The sequence below is a fragment of the Paenibacillus sp. J22P169 genome (assembly GCF_059691995.1).
This window is the reverse complement of the sequence record NZ_JCAUAO010000003.1, coordinates 202542-225485: the sequence shown is the minus strand read 5'-3', so window position 1 is coordinate 225485 and position 22944 is coordinate 202542. Positions and strand designations below refer to the sequence as shown.

The following is a 22944-nucleotide window of genomic DNA, read 5'->3' as shown; positions in this document are numbered from 1 at the left end:
TATTCTATTTTTGTTCGTATACACTCTTGCCGTTGTCCTCGCCCAGCAACATCTGCTTCAGTGGAACCATGGATGGCTCGGGCACATAATATTTAAAGTAATTACTACTGATGTCGCCTAATAGCTGGCGTTGTATCGGGCTAGCTCCTTCCAGCAGTTCATCCGAAGCCTTATGGTAATCGATAGGCCGCATCCATATTGGGCTATACCCCATAAACAGTTGGCGACGCGTATACTCTGAACGGTTCGGTGCGCCGGCATGCCACAGGTTTTGCCCGAAGATAAATACATCACCAGGTTTGCCGCAAACCTGGATTTCTCCGTCCAAGGGAACATTCACATCTCCCTGTGTAGGTCTGTATCCTGGTTTATTGTGACTGCCTGGAATGATCTTGGTATTTCCTCGATTCGGTTGGCTCATGTCACTTAAAATATAGCACGCTTTCACGTAGTACAAGGAGGTCAAACCTGCGTGGGATGGGAAGTGCGGATTCGGTCCATCTTGATGCCAATCGATGAAACTTGCTGATTCCGTTTTCTGATCATTTGGATTTGGCTTACGCACGGTCAAATGGGAAATATGCAACTGTATATTGTAGCCCAGAATGTTAGCCATCAACTTCGTCACAGTAGGCTCATCAATCAAAGAGAGAAACTCCTTATCTCTGGCCACCGAATGATACCAATTGTAGCTTAAGCTCTCCTCTTCCTCTGATAACAGCCGATCCACCGCTGTATTTAGAAGTTCTATCTTTTCCGCACTAAGCACATTGCGCAAAATCACATAACCGTCTGTTTGAAACTGTTGAACCAATGCCTGGATGTCTTGAGTTTGTTGTACCATAAAATGAAATTCCTCCTTCAATTTGATAGTCTCATTTTACTGCGCATTCGCCTCTCCAGACCTTCACTCTGTTTCGAAAAAATAGCATTATTTTTAAGTAAAAGAGGCCGCCGATCTATTGCTGTCGGCAGCCTTCTTCTGATGTCTATTGAGCTATAGTTCCTGATAGTTCAATCCTATTTCCGGATGACTTTACAAATGAGAGCCCCCACTGGCATCGATCAATTGCCCGGTTACCCAGCGACTGTCGGGTGAAGCTAGAAAAGCAGCTATATCCGCGACATCTTCTGGTTGCCCCCATCTTCCAAAGATAGAAAAATCAGCACCAAATTTTTGTGAGGCAGGATCTTGCAGCATTGCGGCATTCATATCCGTGGCAACGAATCCAGGTTGGATGGCATTGATCGTAATTCCACGTGGACCGAGCTGGTTGGATAAAGCGAGCGTTAGTGTGTTGATCGCCCCCTTGGTCATACTGTATGCAGGAATGGCAGGCAGGGAAATTCTTGTTATAGAGGATGACAAGTTAATAATTCGACCTTCGTCTCGTAAACGTGGCAAAGCTTGTTGCGTCAGGAAAAACGGCATTTTTACATTGATTTCCATGATTTCATCGTATGCCTCTTCCGTAGTATCCTCAATTGGTGCTACTAAGGCGATCCCTGCGTTGTTCACTAGTATATCGAAGTGAGTGTCACCTGTACGTTCTTTCAACAATTCATCCAATGTCTTATAAAGTGTCTGTATGCTTTCTGAAGAACCAAGTTTCGTACCAATCGTGAATGCAGTCCCTCCATTCTGCTCAATATCATGCACTACTTCTTCTGCAGCTTCTCGGTTCGTGCCATAATGAACAGCTACTAATGCACCTTCTTGCGCTAAACGTGTCGCAATGGCACGGCCAATCCCCCGGCTTGCGCCCGTAACCAAAGCAACTTTACCCTTCAATCTAGTCATAATTTTAATCACCTCTTGTGTCTAATACGTACACGATATTTATAACACAAGGTCAATATTGAAATGTTGCTCTCATATTCTTGGTCTTTCTCCCGCACGATCAACTAGGCGAGTACGAGTATTTAAATTCCATTGAATGGATGAACTACAGTGGGGTAAGACTGTAGGATAAAGAATTTTACAACTCTATGATAACTTTCTATTACAGAATTGGTATCATGATACCGAGGTGTATTCTTATGGCGAAAATACTGATTGTAGATGATGAGAAGGCAATTAACGATTTAATTGCCGTAAATTTAAAAATGGTTGGGCATGAGTATGTCCAATTGTACAGTGGGGATCAAGTTCTACTAACATTAAATGAGACGCGAATCGATTTAGTCATCCTAGATGTGATGCTGCCTGGCAGAGACGGCTTTGAAATCGTGCAAGATATTGTGAAACGCAACGTACCGGTTATATTTTTAACTGCAAGAAATACGGTTTCTGATAAAGTGTATGGCTTGGAGATCGGAGCGGAAGATTATATAGTCAAGCCTTTTGAAGCAGTGGAACTCATCGCTCGTATCCATGTCATTTTAAGAAGAAACCAAAAGGCCGCAAACGAATTTAGGCTGGATGACACCATAGTAGATTTGGAAAAGCATATGGTGACTGTTCATGGACAAGAAATCGAAATAACCAATAGAGAATTCCAATTATTAGATCTTCTCGTACAAAATAAAAATATCGCTCTATCCCGTGAGAAAATTATTGAGCTAACATGGGGTTTCGATTTTTATGGAGATACAAGAACCGTTGACGTGCATATTCAGAAGCTGAGAAAGAAACTAAATTGGGAGACCCGGATCAAAACGGTTTATAAATACGGTTACAGGCTAGAGGTGTAGAGGTGAAGTTCTGGCAGAAAACGTATCTGTGTGTGTTGATTGTATTTCTGATCGCCTTCGACCTTGGAGCCTATGGACTTTTGAAAAAGAGTTACCAACTAAACGAACAGTTGGATATCTCAAGAGGCGTGAGCGTATACGGGAGCATCGAAAAATCATTAAGCTATATCCTTCGCGTATATACTGAACGTACTGGCGTTAGCAACTATGAAACGGTAATTGCTAGTTTTGCAGCAAATTATTATAAAGAGGATATCCTTTTAGAGGTTTACCAAGCGGATCAATTGATCTTTTCCAATGCCTATCAATTTGTAGGGGATCGGGCAGAACTGCATGCGGATCCATACAAGTCCGTATACAGAAAGATGAATGATGAGCTATGGCTGTTTATCGGCGGGAAAATGGAATTCCAGGATTTAAGGCTAGTTATTTCAAGAAAATCTGATTATTTACAGGAATCTCATGATACTTTACGGCAGTATTTCATTACATTGAGTGTTGTGATTTCTTTGATTTTATCGGCAGCGCTTATTTTTCTATTATTTCAACTAACCGCACCCATTCGCAGGTTAAACAAAGGTGTAAAGGCGATTGCTGCAGGAGCGTATGATCAAAGAGTGAAAGTGAGAGGGACCGACGAATTTGGTGAACTAGCACAAGATTTTAACAGGATGGCTGATGCTGTTTCCAATCATATTGAAACGATCAAAAAGGCGAGTGAAGACAAAGAAATATTCATCAATAACCTCACTCATGAACTAAAAACACCTATTACGGCTATCAAGGGATATAGCGAGTTTCTGAATCATGCCAATTATAATGAGGAAGAAATGAAAATGGCGGTCCAATACATTCATGAGCATATTGCGCGGCTGGATGCTCTCTCAGGAAAAATGATGCAATTGTTATATTTGAAGAGTGATGAGATTGCCTTAAAACCTGTTGATATAGATAATCTGTTTTCATATGTGGTAAACATGGAACGGCATCATCTAGAGGCAAAGCAGATAACGATAATACGTGAGTGCTTGGCCGACGAAGTGTATGGAGATCAAGAACTATTACAATCCTTGTTCATTAATTTAGTAGAAAACAGCATAAAAGCTTCCTCGTTCGGGGGGGAGATCCAAATGCGAAGTTACCATTACGACGAAGGCGTTGTGCTTGAAGTGTTGGATTATGGAAGAGGCATACCTGAGAAGGACATTGCGAAAATTACAGAAGCGTTTTATGTAGTAGACCGATCCCGTTCAAAAGAACTGGGTGGGATTGGGCTTGGCTTATCCATCTGCAATCAGATTGCCCAGCTCCATCATGCAAACATACAAATCGATTCAAAAGAAAATGAATATACAAGGGTCTCTGTTTATTTTACAACTCCATTACAACTTGAAGATTAGTTCATAACGCGCCCCCAGTATACTTGGTTTGTAGTTACGAAATATCAAAAATATTGGAGGTAATGAAAGATGAGAAGAAAGATTACTACAGCAGCAATGACTTTAGGAGTAGCAACCGCTTTGATTGCAGGAAACGGCGCTATGTCGGCTTATGCTTCTTCCACTACGGATGCTCAAAGTGTGAAGGTCATCGGTAAATATCAGCAGCCCGCAATTGCGCAACTCGAAAATGCTACGGTGAGCTTAAAGGAAGCGGTTGTGACTGCGGAGAAGGCGATTCAAGAGAAATTTCAGGTGCCATTAAACGGATATAAAATTTCCTATGATTTGGGTACCCGAGTAGATATGGAAGGCACGTTCTATTTTGTAACCTACTCAAATTCAGAAATGGATAACCTCTCCGACGAAGAAATCATCGAAGCGAAGCGGAAAGTAAAGGCAGGTCAAGATCACGGCTATAAGAGCGACATTTACATCGCATTTATAAACGCCAGCACCGGGGAAGTCGTTTCTGTTGAGAAAAATCCAACGGCACCAAAAGGAACTAATTAAATCACAACGAGTCGCCTTTTAGTTTTTGGGGATATGAAACCTTGGGTCGTATAAGATTATACGAACCGAGGTTTTTTTTTGAGGTAAATCAGTCTGTCTGACAAGGACTTACAGCAACAAAGAAGACGATGTTAGGCTGGCCATCTCATCCGTGAGTATCACGACTATGCGCCGTTCTACCGCGACCCGCAGTGCGCGGCTGCAAAATAGCATCATTTCATTCCTAATTCTAGCAAAATATCCGAAATAACCCTAAACCCTGTGCTTTTTCAGCATTTTTCGCCAGCCCCGTAGCGATAGTGCTCCCATATATATAAAGCGAGCCAGGCGCCTCCTCTCTAATCGGCCTTGTTAAGTCAGTTTTTGGCCGCCTAACAGATTGTAGAAGCGCCATTGTCCGCTTATAACTAATTTACGGCCCTAGAGAATCAAGTGCGTTTTGATAGATGTCGACTTTCGCGTTATCCACTCTTGCTGCCACCAGCTTGTCGAACGACTGATCCATGTAGACACTTTTAAGCTGCTCCTTCACATCATCGAAGGCTTTATACGCACCTTCTCGTTTTTCGACGACTTCCACTATGACATAAGCATCTTTCTGCTTCATAATTGGACTCGTTTCATTCACCTTCAGTTTCGAAACGGCCGTATAGAAGTCATAATTGCTTTTCATGCCAGCAGATTTAATGCCTCGATCAAATACCTGCTCGCTTAATAAGGCAACCTCTTTCAAATGTTCCGCCGCATCGCTCATGCTTGCGCCCATATCCAGCATATTTTTCGCATTCTTTATTTGCTGGAAGGCTTCTTCCGCCGTCAATGTCCCCCTGTTCTCTCCACCCTCAATCCTCCAAGGAACGGCGATTTGATTGATTTTTAAATAATCTGGAGTACCGAACGCCAGACGCCAATCAATTGAGTCCCGCTGCAATTGCTGGTAATACTCACGAAGCTGTTCATCTCTAACGCTAAAATGACCATTTGTTTTCAACATGTCCTTCAACTGATTCATCTGGTTGCTATGGCTGTATACCATATAATCGGCCACACCGAACTTCTGCGGTCCATAAATAGGCTCGCCTTTAAGCAACGACTCCTGACGCCGCTTGTTTTCCCCCGACAAGTCTTTCAATAGCTGTTGATACGACGCATCTTGGATAATGCCGTTCTCCACACTCAGCTTTTGTTCAACTTTGATCCGCTTCATTTTGTCCAACGTTATTTCTTTCGCATATTGGAGCGGATTTTCTCCTTGAAAGGATGTTGTCCAAAAATGCGAGTCTGGCTGCGCGCCATAGGTCTTGCCAAAATAGTCAACCGCCTTTGCCTTGCCCTCCGAAAAAAACAGCAAAAACTCTTCTTTCGCAATCGGCTCGCCATCCACTGTCGCAACAACTTCAACCGCTTCCTGTCGTGCGACGGCATAGGAGACTATACCGACAATCGCAAGCAAAGAAACGATAACAGCTATCATCAATTTCGTCGAAACTTTTCTTAACCGCATGCGCTCACCCTCTTATTCCTTTCGTAAATGTGCAACCAGCGAGTGAAAAGAAAGAGCGACAATAGAAACTGCCGCCCTTTAAGTTATGGTTACTGAGTCAAAGTGAAGCGGTCCAGATCCGGAGCGTTTGCATTTGCCGTATTATTATAGAACTTAACGGTATTGATCCCCTGATTGAAAGTAAGCCCTGACAAAGTAACTGCAGGTGCAAGATTAGTCCAACTTGTTCCTGATACCGTCAATTTTTGTCCCGCCCCACCATTTACACTGATGTATACATCACGCGATTCACCAGTAATGGCGTAAAGGGTCAGATTATATACTCCGGCAGTTTCTACTTGAATGGCAGTTTCTACATAATTGCCGGGCCCGTTGCCGACATTGCCTACAATTCGGCTACCCGAAGCACTGCTATTATGGTAGAAATTAATATTAGCGCTCGATTCCTTCAGAATCGGTTGTCCATACATCGTGCCGTCCTCAATCTCATATCCGCCGTAGGACGGACTACCGAATCCGGTTCTTTCGATTTTGATCTTATCCAGAACAGGGGCGGCTGTATTGTTATTATAAAACTTGATCGTATTATTACCTGCGGCAAGCGTTACAGGTATCGTAATGTCCGGCGCCATCATTCCGCTGGTGCCCGTGAAGGTTACGATCTGTCCGGCACTGCCGTTAACACTCACGTAAAAATCCTGCGACCCAGCCGCCACACTGGAAATTGTTAATGTATATTTCCCACTTGCCGGAGCATCGGCCGTCAGAGTGACATCATTGTTCGGTCCGTTACCGATATTGCCGATACCTTTACCGCCTGACAGAATGCTCAAGCTCGTCACGCTTGCATTGCCGCTGACTGTCCCGCTTTCCGCTTCGACGATATTGGGCGCCGGTACATGACATACGTTAGGTGCTTGCGACAAACCGATAGCGATTCGATCCAGATCCGGCGCATAAGTACTATTATTATAAAATTTGATCGTGTTGTTGCCGGCAGTCAGTGTCACAAGAGTCGTGACGTCTGGAGCTAGCGAAGTCCAGTTCGTTCCTGTTACGGTCACTTTCTGTCCTGTGCCATTATTTACGCTAACATAGAAATCCCGTGTACCGCCCACAATGCTCGATATGGTCAGCGAATAAGTTCCTTGCACAGGAATTTGCACATTCAGTGTTACAAAGTTATTCGCTCCATTCCCCAAATTGCCCAGTTTCTTGCCGCCTGATGTGAATGATTGGTTGAAGACGGTCGCAGAACCGCTTTTCGTTCCGTTCTCTGCCTCGGCCAATATCGGAGTTACGTTATTGCACGTGTACGACGATTCAAAAGCACCCATATCTGGTGCAGCGGTATAAAGAAGATTGCCAGCATAATCCTTGCCGCCATTATTTTGCATATACCAACCTGCATTAATACCTGGAGATGTAGCCTGCAATTGATAACCGCTCACACTGTTAATGCCTTGCCCTCCCGATCCGGGATTGACAAACTTCGGATCTGCAACGATATTTCCATTGCCCATTGGGAATCCTGTCGTATTGCCATAGAACAGATTGTGATGTACGCTGCCAAACGTCGCACCGCCCCATCCTGCGCTGGAGTTATTCACGATAATGTTGTTCGTAAACTCAGACTCGAGCTGAGGCGCGCCCCCCCATTGATTCCACACCTGCCCAATTCCATTGTTTGGAATGTAAATCGTGTTGTTGTAAACCTTGCTTCCCGGACCTAGTTTGCCCTGGAACAGTTCCGTGCCGGGCCCTCCGTCATTCTGACTGATATTGTATCTGAAGATATTGGCGGTTCCGCTACCCATATCTTCCCAGAAGCCGCCTCTGTTATCATGGGAATAATTGTACTGTACCGTGGTGAAGGCTGTCTTCGAATCGTAATCCCAGAACTCTCCATCTGGGTTTAACACCGTGTTATTGAACGCTTCGTTATATTGAACCAGACCTTCTGCGACATGATGAACCCAGATGGCCGCAAACGCCGCCGTAGTCGAATTCGAATGCCCGTTGACAACGTTGTATTCAATAACCGGACGATAGGCATTCGAAACAACAAGCGCATCGCCTAAAATATTCGTAAAAATGTTGTTTGTAATGCGAACATTGCGCGCCATCCCCCAAGTCTTCTCCCAACTTGAGTTATCACTCGGATCGAACGACTGCATGTATAAGCCTGCCCAGTTTAAATCGTGGATCGCATTATTTTCAATCGTCAGGCCATCGATATAGGAGGAATCTCCCCAGCCCAGGACAGAAATCCCGCCAAATGCACGGTCATTATTCGTATACCCTGAACTAAGCCCATGCGTATTGACGCTGTGGATATCGAGAGATGTCAATTTAATATTGCTAACGATTCCGAGTCCTGGGTTAAAAATCGCTAAAGCGCTTCTCCGTATGTCGTCAGAAGCCCCTGTATTCGTAATTTCCAGATTGCTGACTTCCCAGTTGGATTGATTCCATAGCTTAACTGCGTAATCAATACCTCCGCCCGCAATAAGAGGCTTGCTTCCTGTACCATACTGACCAATCTTGATGGGGCTGCCGGCTTGCCCCGATCCTTTAGGCCACAGTTGCCCCGTCCACACCCCGCCGGACTTGAACAAAATAACGTCGCCAGGCTGAAATGTCGTATTATTCACTTTGCTAAGCGTTTTCCAGGATGTGCCTGCGGACGTCCCGTTGTTCGCATCATTTCCAGCTGCATTGTCAACGTAATAGGTCGTGTTGTTTGCAAACCCGGTCTCAGGAGCTGCCGTGAAGGCGTACGCAAACAGGAGAACGAACGATAATAAAATGAATAAGGCCTTTGCGGGTTTAAATTTCTGCATATATTATTTCCTCCAGTCATATTAATTTGAATCCAAAATAACATTCGTTGAATGTACTATTTCAATTGGACTCGTGCAGTTCGTAATATGATTTTTCTTAATAAGGGCCCCGTCCGTACAGCTCAAATAAATCCCCGTTTTGCCGATACCTCTGATTTCATTATGTTCAATGGTCAAATTTTGATGGACGCGCATATCCGGACTTACAGCTTCTGTCTGGACTGTGATACCCGAGGCGTTACGATACGTGCCAGGTCCATACCCGCAAGCGATAAAGGTGTTATTTCGGATCACAACATCTCGCGTACCGATGGACTCCCACCACCCAGATGCGGTATTCACATGGACACCAGTTCCCGTACAATGATCAAATGTACAATTTTCAATTACCGCATCTCTCGTCTGTACAAGCACACCACGAGCACGATTGTTTTCCACTATACAATTCCGAAAACGGAATTTAGCTACTCTCGTCGTATTGGTGATAAGATCGCTCAAATCAAAATCATCAGGCAGTGGCTGCTTGAATCGAATAAAGATGCTTGTCTCCTCTTCGTTTATTTGCGATCGCTCAATGACTCCCGTACTGTAAGGCGCAAGCGTATCCCGTTTAATAAATTCGATTTCGTCGCCATCGTCAGGATAGTCCATCTGCTGATTTTGTGTGCCTACATCCAATTGGATCTGCACCGTGACGGTTCGCACATCGATCCTCTCCAACATGGAGTAATAAAAACCGTGCACATTCGCAGCATCGTCCCCCATCCCTTTGAAGAAACAATCTTTAAACAGAATCATTCCTTTGCAACTGATGAAATGGGTGGCATCGGTCGTCGTGGACATCATCCTTCCCCTGGATGGATAAACCTTAAGCCGGAAACAACGGATATCCTCGCAGCGAAATGCAATAACCCCCATGCCGGCAGCCGTATGAATCGTAACGTCTTGCAAAGTCACATTCGAACTGTTAGTTAGATGGATACACGGACGATAGTTGCCTAAATGTCTGATGACGACTCCATTGCCAATCGTTAACAAATTTAAATTCGAACGATGACAAATAAATGAGACCTTTAGCTGACTGTCCGAACTCAACGGGGACATTTCGCGAATCGGACAAACTTGACCATAATGCCCATCTTCCGGCGTATAATCGTGAAAAGACCATACAGGCTCATCACCCTTCATCGGAAATTCAGCCTGCATGTCCACCTCAACCCGTTGACCCACCACGTTTGAAACGATCCCTTGCGAGAACAGCGGACGATCCCAGTCGATATGAATCGATTGCAATGTAACATGATGGCAGCGGTTAAACTCAAACGGCTGAACCAAACCATTGAACATAAAAGTTGACCCTTGCCCATCCAAAATCAGATGTTGACAATCGTTGAATTCAAAGGCTTTGTTGTAAGGTATCCCTCTCTGGCCCCACCTCCTATCCAAATCCATTTTCCCTTCCATGAGCCGCTCGAAATCCTTCATCCAAGCATCCTGCTTGAAGTAATAGGTGCCTTTCTGAAATACAAGTTTAATACCTGCTTCACAGGTGCTAAGAAGTTCCGAAACTTTCATGTATGAATCCAAGCCTGTATCCGGAAATATTCCAAAGTCCACAGCATGAATAACCCTCAGGCCATTCTCTATCTCAATTGACATAATTATTTCTCTCCATTAATCTTTTTAAACTTATCCTTTTATCGCGCCACCAATCATGCCGGAAACAATAAATTTTTGTGCAAATAAATATATGATGACTACAGGAAGAAGCACGAATATCAGGTCTGCGCAAACGAGACTATAATTAAAGGTATAAGTGCTCTGAAAGTTGTATACGGTCATCGGCATCGTCCACATGCTGGACTTCGAGAGGAAATACAGCACGTTTTGAAATTCGTTCCATACGGAAGTAAAGACGAGAATCGCGTTTGTTGCCACAATTGGCTTTAGCAGCGGGAAGATGACTTTAAAGAACAATCCCATCGGTGTGCATCCGTCTATGACCGCAGCCTCGTCCAGTTCATTCGGAATTCCCTGTACAAATCCAATGTATAGCAGGAAGCTGAACGGAATCGCCGTTGCCGTATCAATCAAGATGAGCCCGAAGTAAGTACCGCTCAAGTGCAACATTTGCAATAGCTTGATCGCAGGAACAACGGAGAAAGGGGCGATCATCCCTGCCAGAAAATAATGTCTAACCAAGTTGCTTCCGCTTGTCTTCCTTCTCTGGGTAACGTAGGCCGCAGTCGAGCTGGTTAGCAGCGTCAGCACAACGACGCTAACCGAAATACCGATCCCGTTCAGGAAAGGCCTGATGATGTTCCCTTCTTTAAGCACCGTCCAATAGTTGTCCAGCATAAACCGAGACGGAAAGTTCAAATTCAGAACAGCGGATTCCGCTTCTGGTTTCACGGAGTTCATCAGGATCAAGAAAACAGGGAATACGTAAAGAGCGATTACAAGCAGAAGCAACCCATAGGAAATAGCCCTCTTCCCCCATCCCTTAGACCTAACCACGCCTGTTTTCATCGCTGAGTTTCCTCCTTCTGCTTCGTTAATCTATTGATCACAAAGGCAATAACCGTAATTAACACGAACTGAACAAAATTCACTGCAGAAGCGTACCCCAACGATCCGGTCGATATGGCTTTGAATACATAGGTAGAGATGACTTCCGTCGCATGTCCGGGCCCGCCGCCGGTCAAAGCTATGAAAATATCGAATCCCTTCATGCCACCGATAATATTAAGCAGGAACGTAAGCGAAACCGCGTGTCTAATAAAATGCATTTTGACGTGAAAAAATTTACGAATCGTGGTTGCCCCGTCCATATCAGCGCTTTCCAACAAATCTGCGGGAATCGTTTGAATCGCTGCCAGGATGATAACGGCGTTGAAGCCGACCCACATCCAGGTTTCCACAACAGCTACGCTAGAGAGCGCAAGACTGTAACTACCCAGCCAATCCAAGGCTAGCGACGGCAATCCAATCTGTGCCAGCAACGTATTTAGGAAACCATCGTATCGCAGCAGAAAGTTAAAGATGAATCCGATAATAAGCGGACTATACATACACGAGAGAAATACAAGTGATCTTGTTATATTTATCCCTCTCAACTTCATATTAAGAAGGAGGGCAATGAGCAGACCTAGTAAGGACTTGCCGATCGACGTCATAAAAGCAAACTTGAATTGATTGGCGAGAGCCTGAAGGAACGTATTCTCTTGAAACAGCAATTGATAGTTGTCCAATCCGATAAACCGTGCAGCTCCGCTAAAGGAACTCCAGTTGGTAAGCGAAAGAATTAACCCCAGCACCGAAGGAACGGCGTAAAACAGCGTAAAGATTAATACAGCAGGCAGTAAAAAATAGACGGGATAATATATCCTCATTCTCTTGTTCCGCATGGGTGCCTCCATCCTCCAGAAGCTCTAGTACAGGCAAGCGTTCTTGCCTATACTAGAACCATTCTTTTCTTATTCCTTAGAAACCAGACATCCCAGCCAGCTTGCCGTTTTTCGTCCAAGCGTCTTGCAACTTCTGCATGTAAGCAGCCGCATCAATTTTACCGAATAGCAAGTCAGTGTAATTCGCAACAAGGTCGCTCTCCGGGAACGGAATCATAACTGTAGGCGGGTTGGCGAATTGCTGGTTGCCCCGGCCATTCTTGATATACTCGGCAGCTTGTGCCGCAGCAGGCGATAGCTTGTCATTCGCATTGGCATCCTTGAACACACTAATTCCTGGTGTTTTTTCGAGATAATATTTCACATTCTCCGGTTCGATCAGGAATTTGACGAAATCGGTTGCAGCATCCGGGGTTTTCGTCGCTTTATTAATCAAGTGCATGCTGCCGAAATTGACAGGGACCAGGGAATTGCCGTCTTTGGATGGATACGGGAAAAACCCTAATTTGACATCCGGATTCTTCTTGGCAATTTCGCCTTCAAACCAGTTTCCTTGGAACACCATGGCCGCAGTGCCTTCAGCCAGCGCCTTGACTTGCAGCTCGTACGTGCCCGTTCCCATCTCTTTGTTGTAATAGCCCTTTTTCGCCCATGAGCTCAGGTATTGCGCATCGTCTGCAATCGACTTCACGTCGGTCCATTTCATTGCGTTGGTGTTCAGCTTTTGTTCCGTCTGCGAATCAGGCTGTTTCACCGAGCCCCACGACGCGTTCATATGCTGCAACGGCGTCCATCCGTCCTTCAGAGCCCAGAAGATCGGCGTAATCGATTTGGCCTTAAGCGCCTCGGCGACTTTCTCGAACTCCTCGTATGTTTTCGGCTCTTGCAGGTTCAAATCGGCGAACACTTTTTTACTGTAGAACACGCCCCAAGTCGCTAACGGATCCGCAGTCGGAATGCCGTAATGCTTGCCCTTGTACACATAAGCAGTGCGCGTCGATTCCAACGTCCGGTTTTCATAAGAGAAATCTTTGATCTCTAGCAAGTACTTCTCAGGATCCAGATTCGTGAACTCTCCGCCGGCTGCTTTGACGACATCGTAAGCTTCGCCTGATGCGAATCTTGTTTTAACCAGGTTCCAATATTGGTTGTCCTGAATAACCTGCAGATCGACTTTATTGCCTGTTTTGTCTTCCCATTTCTTAATCAGATCCTTGATGCCGCCGTAGTTCGATTGACTTTGCGTTATCGCATACGAAATTGTAACAGGGCTGGCCAAATTAGCTTTTGCTTCTTTTGTAGGTTGTGGCGATGACTCCACCGATTTTGTCTCGGACGATCCGCAAGCGCTTACAATACTCACCCCAACTAAGGTCGACATAACAGTTATCAGTTTGAATACTTTGTTCATTTCGAACACCCCTTTTAAGATTTTATAGGTACATTTAAAAGTATAAATCAGAAAAAAATTCGACAATATATCATCTTGAGACACCTATCTGGTAAAAAAGTGACTTTTATTAAAAAATTGTACGAGCTATAATATCTCTCAGGGAGGAATTTTATGGAATTTTTTATGTCGGAGGTATTTCAAAAAAGTATTAATTTGTACTATTGCGGGCACATGCAATGCAAGTCTGATCACGGCTGGGGGCCTTCAATTCGAGACCATTATTTGCTTCATTATGTTAAAAACGGTGAAGGTTCCTATCGAATTTACAATACTACCTACAAAATATCCCCTGGTGAAAGTTTTATTATTTTCCCAAATACTTCTAGTCAATATATTTCCGACTCTTCAAATCCTTGGGAATATTACTGGGTTGCTTTCGACGGGAATTTAGTAAACGAATGTTTGGACGTATCGACAATTTCCCCCTCCTCGCCCGTTATAAAGCACATTCGTCCGGCAGAAGTTGAGCACATTTTTTCGCAGTTATTTGAAAGTGCCGCTCAAAACACACTCCATTCGGAGTTATTTAGCACTAGCTTGCTATACCAATTGCTTGCTCAGATTATGGTGGACATCCAATTATGCCGTAACGAACCAACTGAAAAAGAGTCCAATCCAGCAGATGACTATATTCATAACGCACTGAAATATATTCGGGAACATTATGCCAATCCGGACTTGAAGGTTTCGGAAATCGCAGATCATTTGGGTCTAGATCGCAGTTACTTTACCAGGATTTTCAAATCATCGATTAGACAAACGCCATTTCAATTCGTTATCGATTACCGGCTGGAGAAAGCTGGGCGCATGCTTACGCATACCAATTTGCCAATCAAGAACGTTTCTGAATTAGTCGGGTTTGAGGATGTCGTCTATTTCTCAAAAACATTTAAAAAAAGAAACGGGTTTAACCCCTCCGATTTACGCAAAGGAAACCTGAATGTATGGGAGTCAAATATGTCTAGCGAGCAGCGAGGATCGGCTTCGCCATCTCTGGAATAAGTTCGGCCCAGTCGTCCCTTCCCGCTGCTGATAAGTTCGAAAATCTCACATAAAGCCAACTGTTACGCTTCAGTATGGAATCATAGACTAAAAAAACCAGCAAACCCATGAGTTTTAGTTTGCTGGTTTTACTCTATTGAATCTAGTTTATGCTCCGATAAGTCTCACCTTCAATTACATTAAATCTCAGGTAATGATCACCATGCCGGGTAAACCGCTTGTCTCCAGACAAGTTAAGAAAAATTAGCTGGGCATTCGAGCGTATCGTACATACACCTGATCGTATGCATCTGATCGTTACCGATTGCAGTGTTCCTTCGCTCCAAGTCAGATCTAGCTCGAACCCTCCGCGAGCACGCAAGCCTTCCACGGAGCCCTCGTGCCAAGCTGGCGGCAAAGCGGGGAGCAGGTGGAGTTCATTGCCGTGTGATTGCAGTAACATTTCAGCAATGCCTGCCGTCCCGCCGAAATTGCCGTCAATCTGAAACGGTGGATGATCGTCAAATAAATTGACATGCGTCGATTTACGAAGCAGAGCTAGCAAATGCTGATAGGCTTCTTCACCGTTTTTGAGCCGAGCCCACATATTGATAATCCATGCCCGGCTCCAACCCGTATGGCCGCCTCCACTGGCGAGCCTGCGTTCAATCGTTCGCTTGGCCGCAGCAAACAGCTCGGGCGTCTGTTCCGTAATTTGCTCGCCGGGATGCAGGGCAAACAGCTGCGAAATATGACGATGCCCAGGCTCCACTTCCTCGTAATCATCCAGCCATTCCATGATTTGCCCATGCTTGCCGACTTGCGGCTTCGGAACCTTCATCAGCGCCTCAAAGACTTGATTCCGGAAGGTGATGTCAACACTGAGTAGTTCGCTTGCTTCTATGCAAGCTGTAAATAAGGCATGAACAATTTGCGAATCCATGGATGGACCCATACACAAGAATGAGGCCGCCTGACCGTCTTCAAGGAGATACAGATTTTCCGGGGAACTGGATGGCCCCGTGAGCAATCGTCCCCTAGCATCCATTGTCATGTAATCTAAGAAAAACGTCGTCGCCTCTTTCAAAATTGGATAAGCTTGCAGGGACAGAAAGCTCTCGTCAGCCCCATAGCGATAATGCTCCCAAAGATGCAATGCGAGCCAGGCGCCGCCCATTGGCCAAATCGCCGATTGGATATACGCACCATCAATAGCGGTGTCTCCCCACAAGTTTGTATTGTGATGGGCTACGAAGCCGCCGGCTCCGTAAATATGACGGGCAGTTATACGACCTTGCCCGCGCATTTTTTCTACGAGATCAAATAACGGGCTGTGACACTCGGCCAGGTTACACACTTCAGCTGGCCAATAGTTCATTTGCGTATTGATATTAATCGTGTACTTCGACTCCCACGGCGGTGTATAGCTCTCATTCCAAATCCCTTGAAGGTTGGCCGGCAAGCAGTTCGGCCTCGAACTGCCAAGAAGCAAATAACGGCCATATTGAAAATAAAGGGCGAGCAAGTCTTGATCTACTTCCCCCTCTTGCATCCGCTTGAGCCTTTCATCTGTCGGCAGTGCCCGAACCATCGATTCATTTGGTTCATACAGATACAACCTCATTCGGCCAAACATAGCTTGATGCTCTTCAATGTGATCATGTTTCAGCTGCTCGTAGGTTTTCTTCATAGCTAGTGCAATCATTCTCTCGCAAGCTTCCTGCGGTTTCGGATAACGGAACGTAGTCCCTGCAGATAACACTAACGTGACGCTGGAAGCTTGTTCAATGGAAACATAGTCTCCAATAGTTCGAACCGTACCTCCCTCAGCAACTACTTTTAGAAGAAGACTGTACTTGACGCCATCTGGTCCGCACTGACCGTTCATCGCGATACAATCCTCAGCGATTACGGTTGTTCCGTTGTCGAACGGGCGGCGGCTTAAGTTGACAGATGCGGTGATGACTTGCGGCACATCGCTTGTCACTCGCACGACAAGCACTTGATCGATTGCGCTGCTGAACATTTCCCGCTTAAAGCTTACGCCATCAAGCATATAACTGACAGTTGCGATTGCCTGATCCAAATTCAACTCGCGTCTATAATCCGTCACCTGGCCATACGGACTAGCAAACGCTAAATGAAAGTCACCAAGAGGCTGATAGGGTCCAAAATATTTCGGGCTCGACGTCAGCGCCATTCGGGCCAGATGCTGTGCCTCTGCGACTTTTCCCGACATCAGCAGCTCCTTAATAGCCGCCAAATGCTCAGCCGCATCCCGATTATTCCGATCTTGCGGTCCGCCGTACCAAACCGAATCTTCATTGAGCTGGATCAGCTCTTCATGGACACGCCCATAAATCATGCCGCCAAATCGGCCGTTTCCAATGGGGAGCGCTTCTACCCAAGCAGCTGCCGGCTGGCTGTACCACATCGTTACATCTTCGTTTACCACCTTGCTGTCCCCCCTGTTCTGTTTATGGAACTCCCTGAAGTTACTGCTTTTATTAGAAATGTCCCAAAGCTGACACGAGGAACAAATGTTCCTGCGCCAGCCTTGGGACCAAGTAACTCTACTAATTTTTCAGAATCGAAATCCCTGACACAATCGCATTATTCACACTCGGGATAAAATCCAAATTCAACACTCCATCACTTACTGTGAGGGTGAATTGTCTCTCGTATGCTACAAATTTTCCTACTTGGCTGTAAATATCCAAATTGTCAATCTTGACCGCACCTTCGGCCTTAACGTCAAAAACCCTGCTGCCGCTAGTTCCAAAGTACGGCTCGATAAATTTCAAATACACGGTATAGGTACCATTCGCCACGTCAAAATTGTAGCTGAAATTTCCATATCTGTATGTCTGAAATAGCCCATCATTCGTAGTTCCAGCGATTGCATTTTCTTTTGAATCAATAGAGCCATTAACATAGAATTGATCCGCATAATACTTCTTGCCGCTGTCGTCAGTAAATGACCCCGAACTTCCGACATCGATTCTTATTGGATAAGAAGGGTCTATCGTAAACGGATGATTGTTCACATACACATATTGAAAGCTTGCCGCAGCTTTGTTGGTGCCAACTCCGAATTTCCCACTCTCCAGCGCAGGTTCGAGAATTTCTTGCTCCAATTGGAGAATGCCGTTCACATAGACACAATGGACATTGTTATCGACCTGGGCGGCGATGACATATGTTTTCCCTTGCGTGAGCGGATAGGCCTGTGTAGCAATAGTCGTCGATACCCCGTTCACGACTTTGCGGATTTCTATGCCGTTAACTTTAGAAAGCACATAAACAAAGTAGTTATTCGTATCCTTGTACCTAGCAAATATGTTATACTCCGCCGCAGCCTGCGAAATATTGTCCGCCGTGATCGCTGCTGTCACCGTGTAGTTTTTCCAGTGGCTTTCTCCATTTACACTTCTCACCGAGGCATTCGTCGTATAGTCGCTCTGCACATAATTGCCACCTGCGCTAGCCGTCCAAGTGCCGCCGCTTTCAGTCCAGTCGCTTCGCTTCACACCTCCAGTAAAATCATCGGAGAACACCGGTGCCGCGCTGATTCCGTCGAATTTAACATGAACGCCATCTTTCGCGTAAAACCCGATTTTACCCGCTGTGAGCGGAGCGCTGTCGATGGCTGCAAGCACTTGCGGCACATTCAGGCCGTATTTGATCTTGAATTCAAGCCGGTTCCCATCTACGACCACATTCGAAGAGAACCTTCCTGGCCCAATTTGATTGTCCTTGCGGATTGGAACCTGAGCTAACGTGCTGAAAACCCCGCTTGCATTTTTCTTGATGTAAGCTTTTTGAAGGACGGGATCATATTCAAATAAGTAATAATTGTTAGCGTCGGTATACCGTGCAATAATACCGAATTTGCCTGAAGTACCTGTTGAAACGAGATTAGTGCCGACTTTAATTGAAGCATCCTTCCAGGAGTTTCCCGTTACCGCTATGTTCGTAGCCCCTGCGGCTGGATTCGTTGCATACATCTCGTCCTCGATATCCAAACCCACTGTCCATGTTCCGCTGACCTGCGTCCATCCTGTATCGTTGCCCCCCTCAAAATCGCTGTCAAAAGGGAACAAACCCGAACTCGAATCAAGCATTAGGGGACCTATTCCCTCCGAATTCGCACTTTCACCATTGGCGTTCACAGCCGATACTTGATAATAATACTTCGTTCCTGCAGTGGCCGTCGTATCCTCAAAGTACGAGTGATAGACGTTCGTCGCGATGGTTGTGTAACTTCCTCCCTCAACTTTGCGCTTCACATTGAAAGAGGTGACATCCCCTTTATTTTTCCAAGCAAACTCGATACTCTGATTTTTCGTGCGATCAAAATTGATTTGCGGTGCATCAGGAACATTCGTATTCCTCGGGATGACATAGAGATGGGAGCTCTGCGGAGGCAAATTACTTACCGTAACAGCTCCGCCTGTAATCACATACGTGCCGATCACTTCATCGTTTTTGGACGAAGACACCTCTCTAACGACCGCGCTGCCGCTTGTGATGCCGACTCCTGATAGGTTAATCGTTTCATTGCGGCTTGCCGTCGTCGATTTGTTCAATACAAGCACATAATAGTTGTTCATGTCTCTCGTTGCATAGGTTAGCAAATTCGTGGTATCGCCTGTCGTCGTCAAACCTACCTTCTCACGGGAATCATTCAATAACCGGTTCATCATCCGATAGCCAAAGTAAATCTTGGCTTCTCCGTACGCTTCGGAAGTGGCATCTTCGCTGTAAACAGCTGCATTGTTCTGTCTGTTGTATCTTCTGAACAGATTGAAGTTATCGTACGAATATGCTCCTTTATCCGCCATCACCTTCATCAGTGTCATGCTGTTCAGCACATTGGCCATCTGTTCATAATGATCCAGCGTAGGCGGTGAAAGTTGATAATTCCATTCGCTTATAGAGATAGGCTCAATCATTCCGTCACTGTTATTAGCACTAATGATTGCTTTATTGGCATCGATTCGGCTTGCCGTGGTGGTTTCATTGGCATAGCTGTGGAAATCGAACACGTCAATAACGGAATCCATGTTCTGCATCGTCCACTGTTCCCACTTCGCCTCGTCCGGATGACCGTACATCGTCGGTCCCCAAATTTTCGCCGTCACGCCAGCGGCATCGGCTCCGGCTCCGGCTCTTACAGCATCTACAGCTTCAACCGCTGCTGTCTGCAAGTCGGACATTTGATCGTGTGAAAAATTGGGCTCATTGAATAAGTTAAAATTCGAGACTCCATAATTTTTGGCCATCACATACGATTGCGTGAAACAATACTCCCACCATTCCCAAAGCCCCTTATAATTATCTGTGGAAGGCGTTCTTTGCAGTTGCTGCTCGCTGCCCATACTGATAACCACGAGCGGTTCGACGCCTGCTCTTTTCAATGCGGCAAACGCATGAGTTTCAACGCCTGTCGGATCGTTCTCCAGCATGCTGGTTCGGCCAATTGCCTCCCAATTGATGTAGGAATTGGTGAGGGGGCTATTTTTCACCGCATTCTTGGCGTTCGCATAACTCGTTGCATCGGTCACTCCATCTCCATACGGGGAAGTATCATTGATATATTCAATTGCCTGTGGGAAATACCGCACATGATTGTACAGCGAATCATTGATATATCGAAGCCCATTCCCTTCATAATAAAATGTGCCATAATTCCCATTCGTTCCCGTGTACTTAAATGGAAGCGGCGTTACCGAATTGGTCAGCGCCACCGTTACATTGGTTGCAGCTTCGGCCTTCGGCACCGGTATGAGAATAAAACTGCTTACCAGTAAGCTTGTGCAGATAACATTCGCAACGATCTTCGAAACGTTTGGACAACGCATATCATCGTTCCTCCTTGTTTCATACCATTTTTCGGACATCAGGCTCTGCCTAATTCATGCCAACTCCTTAATGACTCACCCCCTTTATACGAAAATCGTGATTTAGTTCCGACTAATTCGATAGCTGCCCCCTGACTGTGTCTCAAAAACTAGCGGTCGACCTGCTTTCGGTGTAAGGGTATATGTAAAACCAGTTTCCTCTTCTAAAATGCTGACAATCGCGTTTCTCCAAGGATTTTCCATCATGCAAATGTGCCCCTTCTCGCTCGTCACGCTGACTGGCCCGATACTGCCATCTAGTAGCTCCGCGCTAACCAAAAATGCGCCTATGGCGCGCAGTTGGCGGAAACGTGCATTTCGCTCCTTCGGCCACACGGGGAACAACCGAATAATGCCTTCGTTGCTTTGCATAAGCATCTCGTTGATGGTCAATGGCACGGTGCTGCAGCATTCAATGCCGCCCCCGCCAAAGAAGATGAATCCATTCGGCAAGCCATTGGATATACATTGCTTTCGCATCTCCTCAAGGATCGTCTCTGCATCATACCCGCATCGGACGGCTGCAGGGAAAATTCGCGGGAAACCATTGAAATCGTTCCATGCGCCAAGCACCTCCACCGTGTTCCGGGCAATTTGCAGCAGCTGAGGATCGGAGCCGAGTCCGATCATTTCTGCAGGATAGATATGCTCCAGCATCATGGCGTTATGAGTTTGCCAAGCCTTTCCCGATTCTGTTAGTCGGAACACCTCTTTGCCCTGATGTATAAATGTTGGAAAATCGCTCAACCGGTCGGAGATATAACGCCAATACTCTCTTCGATCGGCATCTTGACCCAGCGCCTCGCTGATCTCGGGAATCGCTCGGAATAACGCCTTGACCATCCCTAGTGACAAAATCGAGTTCATATCCTCCGATGACCCTTCGGATTCGTCAACCGAATCGCCGATAATCATAAACCGGCCATCTGCCATAACCAGTTCGTCTTCCCAGAAATCGGCCACTAGCTTGAGAAAAGGATATACCTTCTCGGCATAGGTCAGATCCAAGGTATACTTATATCGCATGAGCATATTAATTGCGCCGTACACTGCGTTCACTTTCTGCCCCCAAAATTTGCCCTTGGCCGTTCGCAATCCCTTAGGCCCAATTCCTACTTCATAATAAACACCTCGTCTACCCATCAAGGCAGCAGCGTTTTCTTGTCCTTGCGCGATATATTGTAGAATCGGCGCATCGTAAGGCTCAGCCAATTCGAGATGATTGGAGCTATATACCCCCCACCAAGGAGCCTGATGATTGTAGTTCAGATGGTAGTCGCTCGCCCATACGGGGTTATCCTTCGTAATCCACGTGCCTAATAGCCCCGGCGGGAATTCAGGGTTCCTACTGCAAGAAGCCATGATGTACTGGGAGCCGTAATAATACTTCTCAAGCAACTCATCCCCAATGTCCACATTGGATCGACGCCACAACTGATGCCACCAGTCCTCATGTTTCGCTCTCAAATCAGCAACAGCCTCCAACGATAGCAGACGTACGAATCGGGCTGATTCTGCAACAAAGTCCTCTTCGTCATGATTCGTTACAATTGAAGCAACAATGACAGCCTTCTCACCCGGATGAAGCTGCAAATAAGATAAGCTGCCTAATGGCGTCCCGCCTCCAATATGCCGGACATGCACAGCCGCTTCGGTTGGCCATTTCAGCTTCTGATCCGTAAAGCTGCGCGTCATCCACAGTTCGTCCTCCCCCTCATAGCCTGCTTGCGCGGTCGACATCCATCCCGTTTGCGGGATCAAAGCGATTTGAATGCGCTGCATGATAGTGGAGGTCAGCTCCACAACAAACAGATTTTCCACCGCACATACCCAGCTCCGCAGCTCCAAGAGCCCGTTATCGTTGCACGGAATCGTGCCAACAATGTCAGCTGTTGAAAGCCGTTGTTCCACCTGCAATAAGACATCTGGATTGGATTCAAACTCAATCTCCAACCACCCGATCGGGCAAGGCGAACCGATTATCGCTTCATGACTCCATCGTGCCTGACCTTCAAACGCACGCCAGAAATCGTTCTTGGCAATGGAAAATCGCAACCGCTCTGGGAACTCCCCTAATGCAATCCCGATATCCCCGTTTCCTAACAATGGGCCATCGACAACTTTCGTTGTCGGAAACATCCGCGGAGTTTCTGTAAATTTAAATACAACATTGTTCATTGAGACCACCTCGATTACATTCTATAAAT

15 protein-coding genes are annotated in these 22944 nt (G+C 45.9%); 4 read left to right on the top strand and 11 right to left on the bottom strand.

Annotated features, from left to right (window positions below):
* Positions 1-4 precede the first annotated feature (4 nt).
* Both AC58QG_RS18815 and AC58QG_RS18810 read right to left on the bottom strand, forming a co-directional pair.
* A complete protein-coding gene (locus tag AC58QG_RS18815; RefSeq protein ID WP_497363662.1) occupies positions 5-844 on the bottom strand; it encodes a phytanoyl-CoA dioxygenase family protein in 840 nt (279 codons plus the stop codon).
* Between the two features lie 192 nt (positions 845-1036).
* Entirely contained in the window at positions 1037-1801 is a 765-nt protein-coding gene (locus AC58QG_RS18810; RefSeq protein WP_497363661.1) for an SDR family oxidoreductase, read from the bottom strand.
* A 239-nt stretch (positions 1802-2040) separates the two neighbouring features.
* On the opposite strand from AC58QG_RS18810, the gene AC58QG_RS18805 reads away from it, so the two are divergent.
* The 3 genes from AC58QG_RS18805 (at position 2041) to AC58QG_RS18795 (ending at position 4646) form a co-directional block, all read left to right on the top strand.
* The gene (locus AC58QG_RS18805; protein ID WP_497363660.1) at positions 2041-2694 is read left to right on the top strand and encodes a response regulator transcription factor; all 654 of its coding nucleotides are present in this window, start codon (positions 2041-2043) and stop codon (positions 2692-2694) included.
* Between the two features lie 2 nt (positions 2695-2696).
* On the top strand, positions 2697-4094 hold the full coding sequence (locus tag AC58QG_RS18800) for a sensor histidine kinase (protein ID WP_497363659.1): 1398 nt from the start codon (positions 2697-2699) through the stop codon (positions 4092-4094).
* A gap of 69 nt (positions 4095-4163) precedes the next feature.
* Positions 4164-4646: a hypothetical protein gene (locus tag AC58QG_RS18795; protein WP_497363658.1), complete on the top strand. Its 483-nt coding sequence runs from the start codon at positions 4164-4166 to the stop codon at positions 4644-4646.
* 412 nt (positions 4647-5058) lie between these two features.
* Here the strand turns inward: AC58QG_RS18795 and AC58QG_RS18790 are convergent, their stop codons facing one another.
* The 6 genes from AC58QG_RS18790 to AC58QG_RS18765 form a co-directional block, all read right to left on the bottom strand.
* Positions 5059-6150, bottom strand: coding sequence for a peptidylprolyl isomerase (locus tag AC58QG_RS18790; protein ID WP_497363657.1), 1092 nt, complete (start codon positions 6148-6150; stop codon positions 5059-5061).
* Between the two features lie 89 nt (positions 6151-6239).
* Positions 6240-8993 carry a hypothetical protein gene (locus AC58QG_RS18785; protein WP_497363656.1) on the bottom strand — a complete coding sequence of 918 codons (2754 nt, stop codon included), beginning with the start codon at positions 8991-8993 and terminating at the stop codon, positions 6240-6242.
* Between the two features lie 21 nt (positions 8994-9014).
* Positions 9015-10652 (bottom strand): right-handed parallel beta-helix repeat-containing protein, encoded by a 1638-nt coding sequence (locus tag AC58QG_RS18780; RefSeq protein ID WP_497363655.1) that lies wholly within the window; start codon positions 10650-10652, stop codon positions 9015-9017.
* A 30-nt stretch (positions 10653-10682) separates the two neighbouring features.
* Positions 10683-11522 (bottom strand): carbohydrate ABC transporter permease, encoded by an 840-nt coding sequence (locus AC58QG_RS18775; RefSeq protein ID WP_497363654.1) that lies wholly within the window; start codon positions 11520-11522, stop codon positions 10683-10685.
* Positions 11519-12385, bottom strand: a complete 867-nt coding sequence (locus tag AC58QG_RS18770; RefSeq protein ID WP_497363653.1) for a carbohydrate ABC transporter permease — start codon at positions 12383-12385, stop codon at positions 11519-11521. The genes AC58QG_RS18775 and AC58QG_RS18770 overlap by 4 nt, the downstream gene beginning before the upstream one ends.
* A gap of 91 nt (positions 12386-12476) precedes the next feature.
* Positions 12477-13811, bottom strand: coding sequence for an ABC transporter substrate-binding protein (locus tag AC58QG_RS18765; RefSeq protein WP_497363652.1), 1335 nt, complete (start codon positions 13809-13811; stop codon positions 12477-12479).
* A gap of 153 nt (positions 13812-13964) precedes the next feature.
* Between AC58QG_RS18765 and AC58QG_RS18760 the strand changes: the two genes are divergently transcribed.
* Positions 13965-14855 carry an AraC family transcriptional regulator gene (locus AC58QG_RS18760; RefSeq protein WP_497363651.1) on the top strand — a complete coding sequence of 297 codons (891 nt, stop codon included), beginning with the start codon at positions 13965-13967 and terminating at the stop codon, positions 14853-14855.
* A 142-nt stretch (positions 14856-14997) separates the two neighbouring features.
* Here the strand turns inward: AC58QG_RS18760 and AC58QG_RS18755 are convergent, their stop codons facing one another.
* From AC58QG_RS18755 to AC58QG_RS18745, 3 genes are all read right to left on the bottom strand, one after another.
* Positions 14998-17289 (bottom strand): glycoside hydrolase family 95 protein, encoded by a 2292-nt coding sequence (locus AC58QG_RS18755; protein WP_497363650.1) that lies wholly within the window; start codon positions 17287-17289, stop codon positions 14998-15000.
* Positions 17290-17410: 121 nt separating this feature from the next.
* The gene (locus AC58QG_RS18750; RefSeq protein WP_497363649.1) at positions 17411-20698 is read right to left on the bottom strand and encodes a malectin domain-containing carbohydrate-binding protein; all 3288 of its coding nucleotides are present in this window, start codon (positions 20696-20698) and stop codon (positions 17411-17413) included.
* A gap of 102 nt (positions 20699-20800) precedes the next feature.
* Entirely contained in the window at positions 20801-22915 is a 2115-nt protein-coding gene (locus AC58QG_RS18745; RefSeq protein ID WP_497363648.1) for a glycosyl hydrolase family 95 catalytic domain-containing protein, read from the bottom strand.
* Positions 22916-22944: the final 29 nt, after the last annotated feature.